The following is a 15,195-nucleotide window of genomic DNA, read 5'->3' on the forward strand; positions in this document are numbered from 1 at the left end:
GGGTTGTCCCATGGACCGAGAGGAAGACCATATGACGATGACGAGGGGTCGTGGTTTCTGGAAGTGGAGCCTGCTCACGCTGGCGCTGACGGGTTGCGGAGGTGTCCTGGGGGACGAAGCCGAGGACGAAACGCTGCTCACGCTGGAGGGCTCGCTCCGTGCCTCCGAGTCTTTCGAGGCGGGAAGCTCCGCCCAGATGCGGGCGTCGCTGCTGTGGCAGACGTGGCCGCAGGCTGTCGTGGACTGCATGCTCCAGAGCTCCGTCCGCGACGCGCTGTCGAAGTGCCAGCGGGTGAGCCCTCGGTCGTCGTTCCATCACCCCGACGTGGATGTGCAGGTGAACGGTCGCTTCCCCAACTCCTTCAGCATGTCCCTGAACCGGCTTCCGGGCCCCGAGGGGCTGATGGGAGGGGCGGGCTCTCGTCTCGGCCTTGCCTCCATCGTGGCCTACGTGGATGGCAACGGCAACCGCACGCTGGACCGCGTCGACAGCGAGGCCACGACCAGTGTCGACATCGTCGTGGGACACCAGGAAGGCGTCCAGCTCAACGCGCTGAAGATGGCCACCATCGTGTACCGGGAGGGCGCGCTGCACCCCCTCTACACCAAGCTGTTCTCCGACTGCCCCGTGGTCCCCCAGGGGTACTCCGTGGTGGAGTACCGCTACCATCCAGACCCCAGCAATCCAGACGGCGACCCCATCTACGATGGGTGCTTCTTGATGACGCGCAAGGTTGACGTGGACATCATCCTCGAGGCGAACCTGGCGTTCCAACGGCTCGCCTGCCATCAGGCCAACCAGTTGTTCCTCGCGGACATGGTGCGCGCCACCACCGCGAGTCTCCCCCCGGCCGGCAGCAGCCAGGTCTGCCGCACGTATATGCACACCGTGTCGGGCTTCGAGCAGGTGCTCGTGGTGAACCTCCATCCGGAGCGCTTCTGCACCACTCCGAACCAGGTGGTGTACTCGCTGCGCGACTACTGGAACGGCACCTGGGATGACCGGTCCTCGCCGCCCTCCTGGTGGCCGTGCACGGTGACCGCACCCTGAGGTGAGGACCGCGAGGGGGCAGGCAGGTTCGCTGCCTCCTTACGGCGTGGGGAATTGGTCGAAGTGGTGGTCCAGCGTGCGGGTGCCATCTGGCTGACTCACGCCGCCTGCCCATGAACCGGGGCCCCGTCCCGCTCGTCAGGGTGCCCCGGGTGAATGACAGTCGAAATACACGAGATGTGAAATCCAGGAGCATCGACTCCGTGTGTCGGGATTGGCGGACCTGGAGTCAATGCTTGAAGTGGGGAGCGCACCGCCGTGAGCCCGAAAGGTTTCCCGGCGGTGGCCTGGCATCTCAACGCTTCGTCGGCTGTCTACATACAGCGGTTTTCGCAGACACCCATCAAGCAGAACCAGCACGGGCCCACGCAGCCGGGGCGACAGGCCGCGTTGGAGTATTCACTGTCGGCGAGCAGCATGCTCTCCGGCGGCGTGCTCACCGCCATGTCACACGTCGCGTCTCCCTCTTCTTCGACGAGCACGGCCTGGGGCTCACCCATGGACAGGGCGGCGAGTCCCATCACGAGCAACATGGACAGCACCATGGACCACTGGCTCTTGAGCAGCTTCGCGAACATCGGTGTCTCCTTGGCAGTGCCTGACGAGGCAGCGTCAGTCTGTCATGAATCCGACTTAGCCAGGAAGATGTGGATACATGGTGAGCAGCGACACATGGGCGATGCAATGCGTTGCCCTGGCCCGGCGAGCGGCCTATGCAATGCGTCAGGGGGCCACGCAGCACGAGTCACCCATATCCGAGGAGTCCCATGCGTTACTTCGACGACTTCCAACCTGGCGAGGCGAGTGAGGCCGGGCCGTACGTGGTCTCCCGGGAGGAGATCATCGCCTTCGCGAAGCAGTTTGATCCGCAGCCCTTCCACCTGAGTGACGAGGGAGGTCGGGAAGGCATCTTCGGCGGCCTCATCGCCAGTGGTTGGCACACCGCTTCCATCTGCCACAAGCTCGCGGTGGAAAATCTATTGAGCAAGACGGCGAGCCTGGGCTCCCCGGGACTGGACGAGCTGCGCTGGCTGCGGCCGGTGCGTCCCGGAGATACGCTCACCGCGCGCTTCGAGGTCATCTCCACCACGCCATCGCGCAGCAAGCCGGACCGGGGCGCCATCAAGTTCCGCTTCGAGGTCCGCAACCAGAATGGCGAGGTGGTGATGACGGAGATCGCCAACGCGCTGTTCGCCCGGAAGCCCGAGGGTGGCGCGGCGACGTAAGTCCTATCGAGGGACTCCGGTCGCGCCGTTTCCATGGGCGCGACCGGGTTCACGCTCTCAGCGCGGGGCCATCAGGGCGTTGAGCGTGGGATAGGAGATGCCCGCCTCGGGCGCGGGGGCAGAACAGCCGTCCCGCAGGAAGTCCGTGGTGAGCGCGGCGATGCGGCCGAAGATGGCCGTGGCCATGCCTGCTCCGGCGCTGACGCGGCGGACGCCGAGCGACGCCAGCTCGGACGCGGGCGGCAGGCCGGGAATCGCCATCAGGTTCAGCGGCAGGCCCGCCTCCGTCACGATGGCCTTGATGTCCACGGGGGTCTTCAAGCCCGGAACGAAGAGGCCATCCGCGCCCGCGGCACGGTAGCGACGGGCCCGGGCCAGCGTCTCCTCGACGCGGCGCTCCGCGGGGCCGATGCCTCGCAGGAACACATCCGTGCGTGCGTTCACGAACAGGTCAGCGCCCTTGGCCGTGGCGGCGCGCTTCACGGCCTCAATCTTGGCGCACAGCAGGTCCACCGAGCCCCCGCCGTCCTCCAGGTTGATGCCGACGCCGCCCGCCTCCAACACGCCCGAGGCGACTTCGGCCACCGCCTTCGGGTCGTCCGAATACCCCCCTTCGATGTCCACCGTCAGCGGCACCTTCACCACTCGGGCGATGGCGGAGACGGTGTCGAGGAGCCGGCTCACCGGGAGCTTGTCTCCGTCCGGATATCCCTGGGCCCAGGCCACGCCCGCGCTCGTCGTGGCGAGCGCCTTGGCCCCCAGGCTCTCCATGACGCGCGCGCTTCCGGCGTCCCACGCATTCACGAGCAGCAGCAAGCCCGCTTCGTGCAACTGACGGAAGTCTCGGGCGGAGTTCGGAGGAGCGACAGGCATGGTCAGCGGTCCTTTCCAGCAGGGGTGTGGAGCGGCGGGAGGATAGGGCGGACGCTTCAGGCAGTGGATGTCCGTCGCACCCTCGACTCGTGGTCGAGTAACCAGCGCTTGCGCTCGATGCCACCTCCATAGCCGGTGAGGGAGCCATTGGCCCCCACCACGCGATGACACGGCACGACGATGCCCACGGGATTGGCGCCATTCGCCAGGCCCACGGCGCGCACGGCCGCGGGCCTACCGATGCGCCTGGCCAGCTCCGAATAGGACACCGTCGCGCCGCACGGGATGTCGCGCAGCGCGGTCCAGACCTCGCGCTGGAAGGGGGTGCCCTCGGTGCGGACGGCCAGGGCGTCGATGGCGTCGAGCCGTCCCGAGAAGTACGTCCGCAGCGTGTCGGTGAGGCCGCCTGGATTGCGCGCGGCCTCCAGGTGGAAGCCGCCGTCTCCGTAGTGCAGGCGCAGCAGGTTGCGCATCCGGCCTTCGTGCTCCGTCCAGTCGACGGCGCGCAGGTGTCCCTCGCGGTCGGCGATGAGGACCAGCTCGCCGATGGGTGTGTCCGTCTTGTCGATGAGGAAGTGGAGCGGCTCAGCCATGACGCGCCTCTTGGAGTCGGGGACGCAGGCCCGGGTCGGCGGCCCACAGGTGTTGCGCGGCGTAGGCCCGCCAGGGCCTCCAGGGCTCCGCGCGTTGAAGCAGGTCCTCGGGAGTGGGGCGCGCGCCCGCGTCCGTCGCCGCGCTCCGCAAGAGCGCCACGTCGCTGGCGGGGAACGCGTCCGTCTCGCGCAGCGCTCGCAGGGCGATGTACTGCGCGGTCCACTCGCCCACGCCCCGGATGGAGCGCAGCCGGGTGATGCCTTCCTCCACCGTGCCGAAGGGATGGAACAGCAGCGGGTCCGCGAGCGCCGCTTCCGCCAGGGCCTTCAGCGACGCCTTCCGCGCGGAGGGCATCCCCAGCGCACTCAGGTCCGTCGCCACGACGCGTTCGGGAGAGGGGAAGGCCCGTGACAGGCCGGAGGGGAGTCCTTCCGGTGGGGCTTCGCCGCACAGCACCACGAGTTGATTCGCGAGCCTGCGCGCGGCCTCCACCGTCACCTGCTGACCGAGGATGGCGCGCACCGCGAGCTCGAAGCCATCCCACGCACCGGGGGCGCGCAGCCCGGGCCGCAGCGCCACGAGGGGCGCCAGGAAGGGGTCCTTGGAGAGGTGCGCGCCAATGACCTCGATGTCCGCGCCCACGTCGAACACCCTGCGCACGCGCGCGATGATGGCCGGGAGCGCCTGGACGCGGGGGAAGCGAATCTTCACCACGAGGTTGTCGCGCGCGGGCTCGTGCGTCACCTCCACGGTGCCCACGGCGCCGTCCTGGGCCACGGTGCGCAGGTAGCGCGTGTCGGAGACCTGCTCCACGCCCTGGATGGCGCGCGCGGACAGATACGAGAGCATGGCGGCCCAGTCATACGGTGGCCGGTAGCGCAGGCGCAGCGTCACGCCCGCGTCCGCCACCGCGCTGGCCGTCGTCTCCACGGCCTGCTTGCGGCGAAGGGCGCCCGGGGGCCGCTGGTAGAGGCCCTGGAACGTCTCGTTGAAGCGCCGGATGCTGCCGAAGCCCGCGGCGAGCGCGACTTCGGCCAGCGGCATCCGCGTCTCCTGGATGAGCTGCTTGGCGAAGAGCACGCGCCGCGTCTGCGCGACGGCCACGGGCGTGGCGCCGAGGTGTTGCTTGAAGAGGCGGCGGAGCTGTCGTCCTCCCACGCCGAGGCGTTCCGCGAGCGCGTCCACGCCGGCCTCGCCGCCGTCCAGCGCGCCCTCCGCGATGAGGGCCAGCGCGCGCGACACGGTGTTGGAGGTGCCGCGCCAGGACGCGAGGTCCGGGGCCGTCTCGGGTCGGCAGCGCAGGCAGGGCCGGAAGCCCTCCTCCTGGGACGCGGCGGCGGAGGCGAAGAAGCGGCAGTTCTCCCGCTTCGGCGTGCGTGCGGGGCAGATGGGCCGGCAGTAGATGCCGGTCGACGTCACCGCGACGAAGAGGCGGCCGTCGAAGCGGGCATCGCGCGTCTGGAGCGCGCGGTAGCAGGCGTCGGAGTCGAGCAGGTCCATGCCCGGACAGTGTCACCCAGGGCCTGGCCACGCTCGCGGTTTTCGGACATCGATGACCCGTGCCCTCCGGACAGGCGAAGGGGGCCTCCCACCGTTGCCGGCGAGAGGTCCTTCCAAGATGCGACTGCTTGGGGGCTGGCCAGGCCGCCGTGCGAGTACGCTCTGACTGAGAACCCGCGCAGCCTGCGAATCGCGGCACACCGCTCGGAAGGATGTCGCCATGCGATTCAAAGCACGCATCGCACTTTTGTTCCTCCTCCTGCTCCCGGCCTGCGCCACGACGGCGCCAGACCGAGGGAAAGGGGAGGGCTTGGACCCGAGTTACGCCAATCTCCAGCGGGCGGCGTTGTACCCCTGGGCGGACGACGGGCGATGTGCGGTGCGCGAGGCTTCCAATGAATGGCCCGTCCTGGCGGAGCGGTGCTTTCACGCTCTTGAACATGAGCGGGTCAGATTTCGCGATGTCACGGGGAGATGCGCTGTCGCCTCCGCGGGCATGGGCGTCGCGACAGTGGCACTCTGCGTCTTCGTGGCACCTGAGGTCCTCGTTGGAGCGGTGATCATCACAGGCGCTGTCGTCGTGGGTGTCGCCATCATGGCGGGCCTGGATGCCTACGAACGGAACGCATCCCGCGAGCGTGCAGGACCTACGACTCGGACACTGCCCTCTCTTGAGCAGGAACCCTCGGCGAACGGGGAGCCCACGCAAAGGGGCCAGGGCCGGGACTGGTTCCCACCCACCTCCTCCGATACGGCGGAGCACCACCCTGGTTGCGAGCCCGTCCCGGTTCCGCATGCAGGAGAGGATGATCCGCACAACGAGTGTGCCGACAGGGTTCCCCCCAATCGATATCCCGGCATGGACGTGCTCGTTGGCGGCAAGCGCTTTGATGCGCTGCAAGTTGGCGCGCGAGTACTGTGGGAAATCAAAACCCATCGCTTCGAGACGTACACGGAGTTCCTCCGGAATCAAGTGGCCGAAGACCAGGCCGAAGAGTTTCAGGAGTCGCGCGCCATCGCGGTGGCGTGTGGATATGATTTCATCGTGGGGGTGAGCGGTGCCGCGCATCGAGAAGCGCTGCTGCGAGAAGACTTCACCCTCAAAATCGTCGTCACGGGATGCAACCGATGACATCGCGAAAGAGCCTCGATTTGGCTGTCTATGCCCCCGCTCTCGTGGGGCAGGACAGTCGCCCACTTGCTGTCGTCCGTGGCATGGAACGGGCGCTACCCGGTTTGCGCCTGGAGTGGGAAGTGGGGAAGGGAGGACGTCTCATCGAACTACCGCAAAGAGATGTCTGGCTCGCCGAGGCGGCGGCAACCCGCGGAAAGATTCCCCTCCTGTGCAACGGTGACGAAAGCTATCCCGTGACGCTCTCCGGGTCGAAAAGGCCCGGGATACTGTCACCGGGCGGCCAACCGCTGTTCAACGTCCGCTCGGAGTTGCCGCTCGACGCGACCATCGTGGCTGCGGCAGGGAAGATGTTGGAGCACGTCGCGGAGGGCGCACGAGCGTTCTGGGGGCATGCGACGCCTGACGCCGCCGCGCTGGCCATCGCCGAGCAGATAGCACCCACGCTGGAAGGGCCGCCGTCCCCATCCCGAGGACTTCCCGCCCTCAAGCTCTTCGATCACCTCCGCTCTCCCGAGATTCCCTTTCACCTGGGGTGGTTGAACTACTGGTCGGATGCCGCCGCGCGGGTCGTCGGCTTTCCGGACACCTCGCGCGATGCGGAGTTGCTCTCACGGGCGCGGCGCACGGCGGGTGGATGGGTCGTGCAACTCACGGATGCGCCGCTGGACCTCGACAACCCCGAGCACCTCGATGCACTCCTGCGCGCCTATGAGCGCTTCCCTGAAATAGGCGGGCGCATCGCTTCGCGCTGATGTCGCGCGGACGCTGACGAACCCACCACCGGACATCGATGCCCCGTGCCCCGGACGCGCGAAGGGCCTCCCACCGTTGCTGGTGAGAGGCCCTCTGGAATCGCGACTGCCTGGAGGCCGACTAGGCCGCCGTGCGGTGCAGGAAGTCGATGAGGTCGATCTTCGTGACGATGGCGACGACCTTCTCGCCCTCCTTCACGACGGCCACGTGGTCCTGCGCGAAGACCTCACGCAGCCGCGAGATGCTCGTGTCCAGCGACAGCGCGCCCTGGAGCGGCGCGACGATGGCGTCGATGGTGTCCGCGAACTTCGCCTTCCCGGCGACGAGCGCGTTGAGCAGGTCGTACTCGTGAACCATGCCGACCGCGCGTCCATCCTCGGACACCACCGGCATCTGGCTGATGCCGTGGCTGCGCATCGTCTCCACCACCTGGTCCACCCGGTCGCCCTTGCGCGCCGTCTTCACGTCGCGCTGCTTGCTCCCGATGATGTCGCGCACCGTGCCGGTGCCCTTCTCCTCGGCGAACCCGTTGTCGCGCATCCACTCGTCCGAGTGGAACTTGCTGATGTAGCTGCTGCCGGAGTCGGGGAGCACGACGACAATCGTCTTGCCCTTGCCCACTTCCTTCGCCAGCTGCACGGCCACGTGCACCGCCGCGCCGGAGGAGCCACCCGCGAAGATGCCCTCCTCGCGCGCCAGCCGCCGCGCCGCCGCGAAGCACTGGCGGTCATCCACCTGCCGCACGTCGTCCACGACCTTGAAGTCCATGGCGCCGCACAGCATGTCCTCGCCGATACCTTCGACCTTGTACACGTGCGGCTCGGTCAGCTTGCCCGTCTTGAAGTAGCCCTCGTAGACGGAGCCCTCCGGGTCCACGCCCACGTTCTTCAGGCCGGGGATCTTCTCCTTGAGGAACTTGCCCGCGCCGCTCATCGTCCCGCCCGTGCCCAGGCCGGAGACGAAGTAGTCCATCTTGCCGCCCGTCTGCTCCAGAATCTCCGGGCCGGTGAGCTTGTAGTGCGCCTCGATGTTGTCGGGGTTGTGGTACTGGTTCAGCATGAACGCGCCCGGCGTCTCACGGTGCAGCCGCTTGGCCGTCTCGTAGTAGCTGCGGGGGTCCTCGGCCGCGACGTTCGTCGGCGTCACCACCACGTGCGCGCCCAGCGCCTTCAGGCGGTTGATCTTCTCCAGCGACATCTTGTCCGGCATCGTGAAGATGCACTTGTAGCCCTTCACCGCCGCCGCCAGCGCCACGCCCATGCCGGTGTTGCCGGACGTGTTCTCCACAATCGTGCCGCCGGGCTTGAGCTTCCCCTCCCGCTCGGCCTTCTCGATGATGTACAGCGCCATGCGGTCCTTGATGGACGCGCCCGGGTTCATGAACTCGCACTTCACGAGCACGGTCGCGTCGTTCGGTCCGACGAGCTTGTTGAGCTTGACCAGGGGCGTGTTGCCAATGGCGGTGAGAATGGTGTCGTGGATGTCCATCGCGGCTTCCAGAAAAAGGGGGGTTCGCGGCGCGTCTTATATGCCGCCCGAGGGGCCCGGTCGACAGCGGGAGTCCATCTCCCCGGTCGGGAAGTAACAGAGCCCCTCCCCGGGGACTTCCCCCGTGTCCCGCGGGCACCAGGACCTTGTGTGTCTCCTGACGCCATGCCAGGAGGAAGGAGCCTGCTTCTCCAGGGAGCGGCCGGGCTCGCGACGCGCCGCGTGGTGTCTCGGGTATCGGCGTCGCTTACGTGACAGCCCGAAGGGCCAGGGGGCAATCGCCACGCTGGGGCTTTGACGCGGAAAGTCGCCCCTCCCATACTCGGGAGCCTCTCCCAACCCCCATTGGAGAACCCCGTCGATATGGAACTCGAGGCCGCCCTGCGCGACCAGGTGGGACAGGCCATTGGCCGTCCCGTTCCCCATGCTCCCATCAAGAAGCTGAAGGGAGACGCGAGCAATCGCTCGTATTACCGCGTCGGCGCGCCCCCGGAGAGCTGGGTGGTGATGGTGATGCCGCTGGACGCGACGAAGAAGAGCGAGGAGGCCACCAAGGGTGAGCCTCCGAAAGAGCTGCCCTTCGTCAATGTGCACCGCTACCTGAACAAGCTCGGCGTGCGCGTGCCCGCCATCCTCCGCTACGACGAGCCGGCGGGGATGATGGTGATTGAAGACCTGAGCGACATCACCTTCGAGTCCGCGCTGGAAGGCGGCAAGCACAACCACGCGCTCTACACCCGCGCGGTGGACCTGCTCGCGCGGCTGCGGGTGCAGGCGGAGAAGCACCAGGACCCGGACTGCCTGGCCTTCACGCGCTCGTTCGACGAGGACCTGTACGACTGGGAGCTTCACCACTTCCGCGAGTGGGGCCTGGAGGCGTGGAGCGGCAAGAAGCCCACGGACGCCGAGCGCACCTGGCTGGACGCCACGTTCCGCGACATCGCGAAGCAGCTCGCCGCCGCGCCCCGGGGCTTCACGCACCGCGACTACCAGAGCCGCAACATCATGGTGAAGGAGGGCGAGCTGGTCGTCATCGACTTCCAGGACGCGCTCCAGGGCCCGCGCCAGTACGACCTGGTGGCGCTCCTGCGCGACAGCTACGTGGAGCTGGACCGCGCCTTCGTGGACGCGATGCTGGACCGCTACATCGCCACCTTCCAGGAGGCGAGCGGCGAGCGCATCGACGCGGTGGAGTTCAAGGCGTTCTTCGATTTGCTCACCGTGCAGCGCAAGCTGAAGGACGCGGGCCGCTTCGAGTTCATCAACCGCGTGAAGGGCAACCCGGGCTTCCTCGTCTCCATCCCCGCGTCGCTGCGCTACGTGCGCGAGGCGTTCCGTCAGCGGCCGGAGCTGCGAGAGTTGCAGGAGCTGGTGGCGAAGTACGTGCCCGAGCTGGCGGCCTGAGCCAGTCGCTCGGCGAAGAGGGGAGTCGACAATGAAGGCGATGGTCCTCTGCGCGGGGCTGGGAACCCGCCTGCGTCCGTTGACGGAGCGCTGGCCCAAGCCGGCGCTCCCGTTCCTGGGACAGCCGCTCTTGCGCTACCACCTGGCGGTGCTCAAGGCCGCGGGCGTCACGGCGGTGGGCATCAACACCCACCACCTGCCGGACACCATGGAGGAGGTGGCTCGCGAGGAGTGTGAGCGCGCGAAGCTGCCGCTGCACGTGGTGCGCGAGCCCGTCATCCAGGGCACCGGCGGCGGCATCCGAGGCCTGCGCGACTTCCTCTCCGACGGAGACTTCCTCGTCTTCAACGGCGACATCCTCTACCCGGTGGACCTGCGTCCCGTGGTGGCGATGCACCAGGCGTCCGGTGCGCTGGCGACCATGGTGCTGCTGCCGATGCCGGAGGGGGAGCAGTACGCGGCGGTGGAGCTGGATGCGTCCGGGCGCGTGCGGCGCATCGCGGGGCACGGGCCTGGAGGCGAGGGCCTGAAGCCGTGGCACTTCACGGGCGTGCACGTCATGTCCCCGCGCGTCTTCGACTTCATGAGCGCGGAGGGGCCCGAGGACATCAACCGCGAGGTCTACGCGCGCGCCATGGCCCAGGGGCAGGTGGTGCGCGGCGTGCGAGTGGATGGCTACTGGTCGGATTTGGGCACGCCGTCGCGTTATCTGGCCACGGTGCGAGACGTGCTCGCCGGCCGTGTGAGGCTGGAGTGGCTGGGGGCGGACTCACCGCTCGCCGGCACGGTGCGCGGGCCGGGCTCCTCGTGGGCGCATCCGGACGCGCACGTGTGTGGAGCGAAGGTGGATGGCCCCGCCTGGTTCGGTCGCGGCGTCACGGTGGCGGAGGGCGCCGTCGTGGGCGAGTCCGTGTCGCTGGGCGCCGGGGTGAAGGTGGACGCGGGGGCTCGGCTCCAGAGCACCGCTGTCTTCGAGCAGACGGCGATTGCGCCGGGTGAGACGCTCACGGAGGTGCTCGCGTGGCGGGAGCACCGGATTCCCGCGCCGCTGTCGGGCCGCTGACCGCACCTGTCTCCGCGCGCACGGAGCCGGCTCGAAAAGGGTCGGCTACCGCACGGCGTGCGAGCGAGCTCTGTCCTCCGCGCGAAGGTCGCCGTTTCGGACAATGGGCCCTACCTTTGGCCACGGACAGCCTGCCTGGGCCGGGGGAGTTCGGCGCGGGAACAAGGGGAGGTCCGGGGCATGAAGTGGCGAGGTTCTCTGGGGGCCAGGCCAGCGGGTGGAGACAGCACTCACTTTCGTGTGTGGGCACCGTGCAGGCGCAGTGTCGAGGTGGTGGTTCAAGGCGCGTCGCAGCCGCTTCCCCTGACGGGGGATGACCGGGGCTATTTCGAGGCCGTGCATCCGGTGCCCGTGGGGGCGCTGTACAAGTACCGCCTGGACTCGAGTGACGAGTTCCCCGACCCCGCCTCGCGCTTCCAACCCGAGGGCCCGCATGGCTTCAGCGAGGTGGTGGACCCGCACGGGCATCCGTGGACGGACGGCGACTGGACGGGGCTGTCCAGCATCCGGGGCCAGGTGTTCTACGAGCTGCACCTGGGCACCTTCACGCCCGAGGGGACGTACGCGGCGGCCCTCACCAAGCTGCCGCTGCTCAAGGAGCTGGGCGTCACCTGCCTGGAGTTGATGCCGCTACACACGTTCCCCGGGCGCTTCAACTGGGGCTACGACGGCGCGCAGCTCTTCGCGCCCAGCTTTCAGTACGGACGACCGGAACAGCTGCGCGCCTTCGTGGACACCGCGCACGCGCTGGGGCTCGGCGTGCTGCTGGACGTCGTCTACAACCACCTGGGGCCGGACGGGAACTACCTGGCGCAGTACTCGCCCGACTACTTCACTCGCAAGTACGAGAACGAGTGGGGCGAGCCGACCAACTTCGACGACGGCCCGGCCGCGGGGCCCAGCCGCGACTTCTTCATCCAGAACGCGTGCGCCTGGGTCGCCGAGTATCACTTCGACGGGCTTCGCGTGGATGCGACGCAGGCCCTGTATGACGACGGGCCGCGCCACATCGTCCAGGAGCTGACCCAGGCCGTGCGTGAGGCGGGCGGCGGGCGCGGCATCCTGGTCATCGCGGAGAACGAACCCCAGGACGAGCTGTGCGTGAGGGCGGTGGAGCGGGGCGGCTGGGGGATGGATGCCCTCTGGGTGGACGACTTCCACCACTCCGCCCGCGTCGCCGCCACGGGAAGGGCGGAGGCGTACCTCCAGGACTATCGCGGCACCGCGCAGGAGCTGCTGTCGTGCTCGCTGCGCAACTCGCTCTATCAGGGGCAGTACTACCGCTGGCAGAAGAAGGCCCGGGGCAGTCCGCTGCTGCGCGTGCCGTCGAGCGCGTGCATCTTCTACCTCCAGAACCATGACCAGCTCGCCAACATGCTCCAGGGCCAGCGGCTGCACCGCCTCTGCGGGGAGCGACAGGCGCGCGCGCTCACCACGCTGTGGCTGCTGCTGCCCCAGACGCCGCTGCTCTTCATGGGACAGGAGTGGTTCGCGAACACGCCCTTCTTCTACTTCGTGGACCACAAGCCGGAGCTCCAGCCGCTGGTGAGCAGGGGCCGGGAGCACTACCTCGGCCAGTTCGAGAGCGCCCGCCACGCGCTGGAGCACGAGGGCTACGTGGAGCACGTGGACGAGAAGGCCTTCCACCGCTCCCGGCTCGACTGGAGCGAGCGCGAGCGCAACGAGGGGCCGCTCACCCTCCACCGTGAGCTGCTCCGCCTGCGTCGCGAGGACCCCGTGCTCGCCCGGCAGGATGGCGGACAGCTCACGGGGGCCGTCTTGTCACCCAACGCTTTCGTGCTGCGCTACTCGGGCAGCGAGCAGGAAGGCGACCGGCTGGTGCTCGTCAACCTGGGGAGCGAGCTGGAACTCTCTCCGTGCCCCGAGCCCTTACTCGCACCACCTCGGGATGAAGGGTGGCGTGTTGGACTGTCGAGTGAAGAGGTTCGATTCGGAGGTGCAGGCTCTTGCTCACTGGACTCACTGAGGGTCGCGACGTCATGGCGCGTACCGGGGATGACCGCGCTGTGGATGACGAGCACGGGAAGGAGCCCCACGGACCGCGACACGCGGACGGGAGGATGAGCCGGGTGCGGGGCTTGCCGGAGCTGAAGTTCGCCTGGCCGGTGGGAGCGCCGGCCATCGAGGTGCTCGGCCGGGAGTGGCTGGTGACCAATGGCCTGGGGGGCTACGCGTCCAGCACCTTGGCGGGGGTGAACGCGCGCCGCTACCACGGCCTCTTCATCCCCACGCTGCCTGACCGGGGCCGCACCGTGATGCTGTCGCGTCTGGTGGAGACGGCCCGGGTGGAGGGGCAGAACTATCGGCTGGAAGGGGAGGTGCGGGCCGACGGCACGCTGATGGGAGATACCTCCCTGCTGCACTCCTTCCGGCTGGATGGCCTCATCCCCGAGTGGGAGTACGTCCTGGGCTCCACGCGCCTGCGCCGCAGGCTGGTGCTGGTGCATGGCGAGAACACGCTCTTCATCGAGTGGGCGCACCTGTCCGGGCCTCCGGTGAAGCTCCGGCTGCGGCCCTTCCCGGTGTTCCGCGTGCACGAGCACGACTTCCCGCATGGCTACTGCCAGCCGAAGGTCATCCTCCAGGGGGAGCGCATCGAGATGCTGGCGGAGAAGGACGCGCCGGCGCTGAAGTTGCGGCTGTACGCCGACGGCACGGTGCCCTTCGTGGCGCTGCCAGAGATTTCCTCGCCCCAGCTCTACCGGACGGAGCGCGCCCGGGGGATGCCCCACATCGAGACGCAGGCGAGCCCCGGCTACTTCGAGTGCACGGTGCGGCCGGGCAGCCGGCTGTCGCTCGGGGCCACGGTGGATGACTGGACGCTGCTCGACCGCGACCCGGCCATGAGCTTCGACATGGAGCGCGAGCGCGAGTGGCGCCTCTTGGAGCGCGCGCCCGTGGCGGCGAGGACGGGCACTCCAGCGCGCCTCGTGCTCGCGGGGGACCAGTTCATCGTCGACCCCATGCGCCCGCGCGACGATGCGTGGGCCCGGGCCATTGGCGAGGATGCCCGCAGCGTCATCGCCGGCTACCCCTGGTTCACCGACTGGGGCCGCGACACGATGATTTCGTTGGAGGGGCTGACGGTGTGCTCGGGGCGCTTCCGCGAGGCGGCGGCGATTCTGCGGACGTTCCGGCACCACGTGAAGGACGGGCTGTTGCCCAACCTCTTCCCGGAGGGCGAGGCGGACGGGCTGTACCACACGGCCGACGCGACGCTCTGGTTCTTCCACGCGGTGGACCGCTACGTCACGGCCTCCGGGGACATGGAGCTCCTGCGCGAGTTCTTTCCGACGTTCGAGGACATCGTCCGCAAGCACCAGCAGGGCACGCGCCACAACATCCGCATCGACCCGAAGGATGGGCTGCTGACGCAGGGCGAGGAGGGCTACCAGCTCACCTGGATGGACGCGAAGGTGGACGGCTGGGTGGTGACGCCCCGGCGCGGCAAGGCGGTGGAGCTCAACGCGCTGTGGTTCAACGCCATGCGGTTGATGGCGGAGTGGGCCGCGCTCCAGGGCCTGGACGCGACGCCCTACGCGCAGGCCGCGCAGCGGGCCCAGGACTCCTTCAACCAGCGCTTCTGGAATCCGGAGGAGCGGTGCCTGTACGACGTGGTGGACGCGGAAGGCGGCGGCAATGACGTCGCCGTGCGGCCCAACCAGATTTTCGCCCTGTCGCTCAAGTACCCGGTGTTGAGCCCGGAGCGGTGGCCGGACGTGCTGCACAAGGTGGAGGCGGAGCTGCTCACCCCGGTGGGGCTGCGCTCACTGGCGTCGGACCACGACGACTACAAGGCCACGTATGACGGAGACCTGCGCGCGCGCGACGCGGCCTACCACCAGGGCACGGTGTGGAGCTGGCTGATTGGCCACTACGTGGACGCGGCGCTCCGGGTTCAGCCGGACCGCGCCCACCTGCGCGACGTCATGGACGGCCTGGAGACCCACCTGAGACAGGCGGGCGTCGGGCAGGTCAGCGAAATCTTCGACGCCACGCCCCCCTTCAGACCCAGGGGGTGCATCGCCCAGGCCTGGGGAGTGGCCGAGGCGCTGCGGGTCTTCCTGCGCACCGCCTGACGACGTGG

At 68.5% G+C, this 15,195-nt stretch carries 13 protein-coding genes; 8 read left to right on the top strand and 5 right to left on the bottom strand.

The window, feature by feature from the left end:
- Positions 1–31 precede the first annotated feature (31 nt).
- The gene (locus ACN469_RS11350; protein WP_498767045.1) at positions 32–1,051 is read left to right on the top strand and encodes a hypothetical protein; all 1,020 of its coding nucleotides are present in this window, start codon (positions 32–34) and stop codon (positions 1,049–1,051) included.
- Between the two features lie 314 nt (positions 1,052–1,365).
- Here the strand turns inward: ACN469_RS11350 and ACN469_RS11355 are convergent, their stop codons facing one another.
- A complete protein-coding gene (locus ACN469_RS11355; RefSeq protein WP_498767047.1) occupies positions 1,366–1,629 on the bottom strand; it encodes a hypothetical protein in 264 nt (87 codons plus the stop codon).
- 189 nt (positions 1,630–1,818) lie between these two features.
- On the opposite strand from ACN469_RS11355, the gene ACN469_RS11360 reads away from it, so the two are divergent.
- The gene (locus tag ACN469_RS11360; RefSeq protein ID WP_498767049.1) at positions 1,819–2,277 is read left to right on the top strand and encodes a MaoC family dehydratase; all 459 of its coding nucleotides are present in this window, start codon (positions 1,819–1,821) and stop codon (positions 2,275–2,277) included.
- A 57-nt stretch (positions 2,278–2,334) separates the two neighbouring features.
- Here ACN469_RS11360 and ACN469_RS11365 read toward each other — a convergent pair whose 3' ends face one another.
- From ACN469_RS11365 to ACN469_RS11375, 3 genes are read right to left on the bottom strand one after another with little or no spacing between them, the layout of a single operon-like run.
- Complete coding sequence (locus tag ACN469_RS11365; protein WP_498767051.1) at positions 2,335–3,150, bottom strand: isocitrate lyase/PEP mutase family protein; 816 nt, start codon at positions 3,148–3,150, stop codon at positions 2,335–2,337.
- 56 nt (positions 3,151–3,206) lie between these two features.
- Positions 3,207–3,743, bottom strand: a complete 537-nt coding sequence (gene ogt, locus ACN469_RS11370) for a methylated-DNA--[protein]-cysteine S-methyltransferase (protein WP_498767053.1) — start codon at positions 3,741–3,743, stop codon at positions 3,207–3,209.
- A complete protein-coding gene (locus ACN469_RS11375; RefSeq protein ID WP_498767055.1) occupies positions 3,736–5,244 on the bottom strand; it encodes an AlkA N-terminal domain-containing protein in 1,509 nt (502 codons plus the stop codon). Before ACN469_RS11375 ends, ogt begins: the two co-directional genes overlap by 8 nt.
- A gap of 595 nt (positions 5,245–5,839) precedes the next feature.
- On the opposite strand from ACN469_RS11375, the gene ACN469_RS11380 reads away from it, so the two are divergent.
- A complete protein-coding gene (locus ACN469_RS11380; RefSeq protein WP_498767291.1) occupies positions 5,840–6,376 on the top strand; it encodes a DUF6310 domain-containing protein in 537 nt (178 codons plus the stop codon).
- The gene (locus ACN469_RS11385; protein ID WP_498767057.1) at positions 6,373–7,131 is read left to right on the top strand and encodes a DUF5953 family protein; all 759 of its coding nucleotides are present in this window, start codon (positions 6,373–6,375) and stop codon (positions 7,129–7,131) included. The genes ACN469_RS11380 and ACN469_RS11385 overlap by 4 nt, the downstream gene beginning before the upstream one ends.
- A gap of 121 nt (positions 7,132–7,252) precedes the next feature.
- On the opposite strand, the gene ACN469_RS11390 is transcribed toward ACN469_RS11385, so the two are convergent.
- Entirely contained in the window at positions 7,253–8,620 is a 1,368-nt protein-coding gene (locus tag ACN469_RS11390) for a pyridoxal-phosphate dependent enzyme (protein WP_498767059.1), read from the bottom strand.
- Between the two features lie 363 nt (positions 8,621–8,983).
- On the opposite strand from ACN469_RS11390, the gene ACN469_RS11395 reads away from it, so the two are divergent.
- From ACN469_RS11395 to ACN469_RS11410, 4 genes are all read left to right on the top strand, one after another.
- Entirely contained in the window at positions 8,984–10,024 is a 1,041-nt protein-coding gene (locus ACN469_RS11395) for an aminoglycoside phosphotransferase family protein (RefSeq protein WP_498767061.1), read from the top strand.
- 31 nt (positions 10,025–10,055) lie between these two features.
- Positions 10,056–11,087, top strand: a complete 1,032-nt coding sequence (locus tag ACN469_RS11400) for a nucleotidyltransferase family protein (RefSeq protein WP_498767063.1) — start codon at positions 10,056–10,058, stop codon at positions 11,085–11,087.
- A gap of 180 nt (positions 11,088–11,267) precedes the next feature.
- Positions 11,268–13,172 carry a malto-oligosyltrehalose trehalohydrolase gene (gene treZ / locus ACN469_RS11405; protein ID WP_498767065.1) on the top strand — a complete coding sequence of 635 codons (1,905 nt, stop codon included), beginning with the start codon at positions 11,268–11,270 and terminating at the stop codon, positions 13,170–13,172.
- Positions 13,169–15,187, top strand: coding sequence for an amylo-alpha-1,6-glucosidase (locus ACN469_RS11410; protein WP_498767067.1), 2,019 nt, complete (start codon positions 13,169–13,171; stop codon positions 15,185–15,187). The genes treZ and ACN469_RS11410 overlap by 4 nt, the downstream gene beginning before the upstream one ends.
- Positions 15,188–15,195 lie beyond the last annotated feature (8 nt).

Origin of the sequence: Corallococcus terminator (genome assembly GCF_049194865.1) — a bacterium.
Taxonomy (GTDB): Bacteria; Myxococcota; Myxococcia; order Myxococcales; family Myxococcaceae; genus Myxococcus; species Myxococcus terminator_A.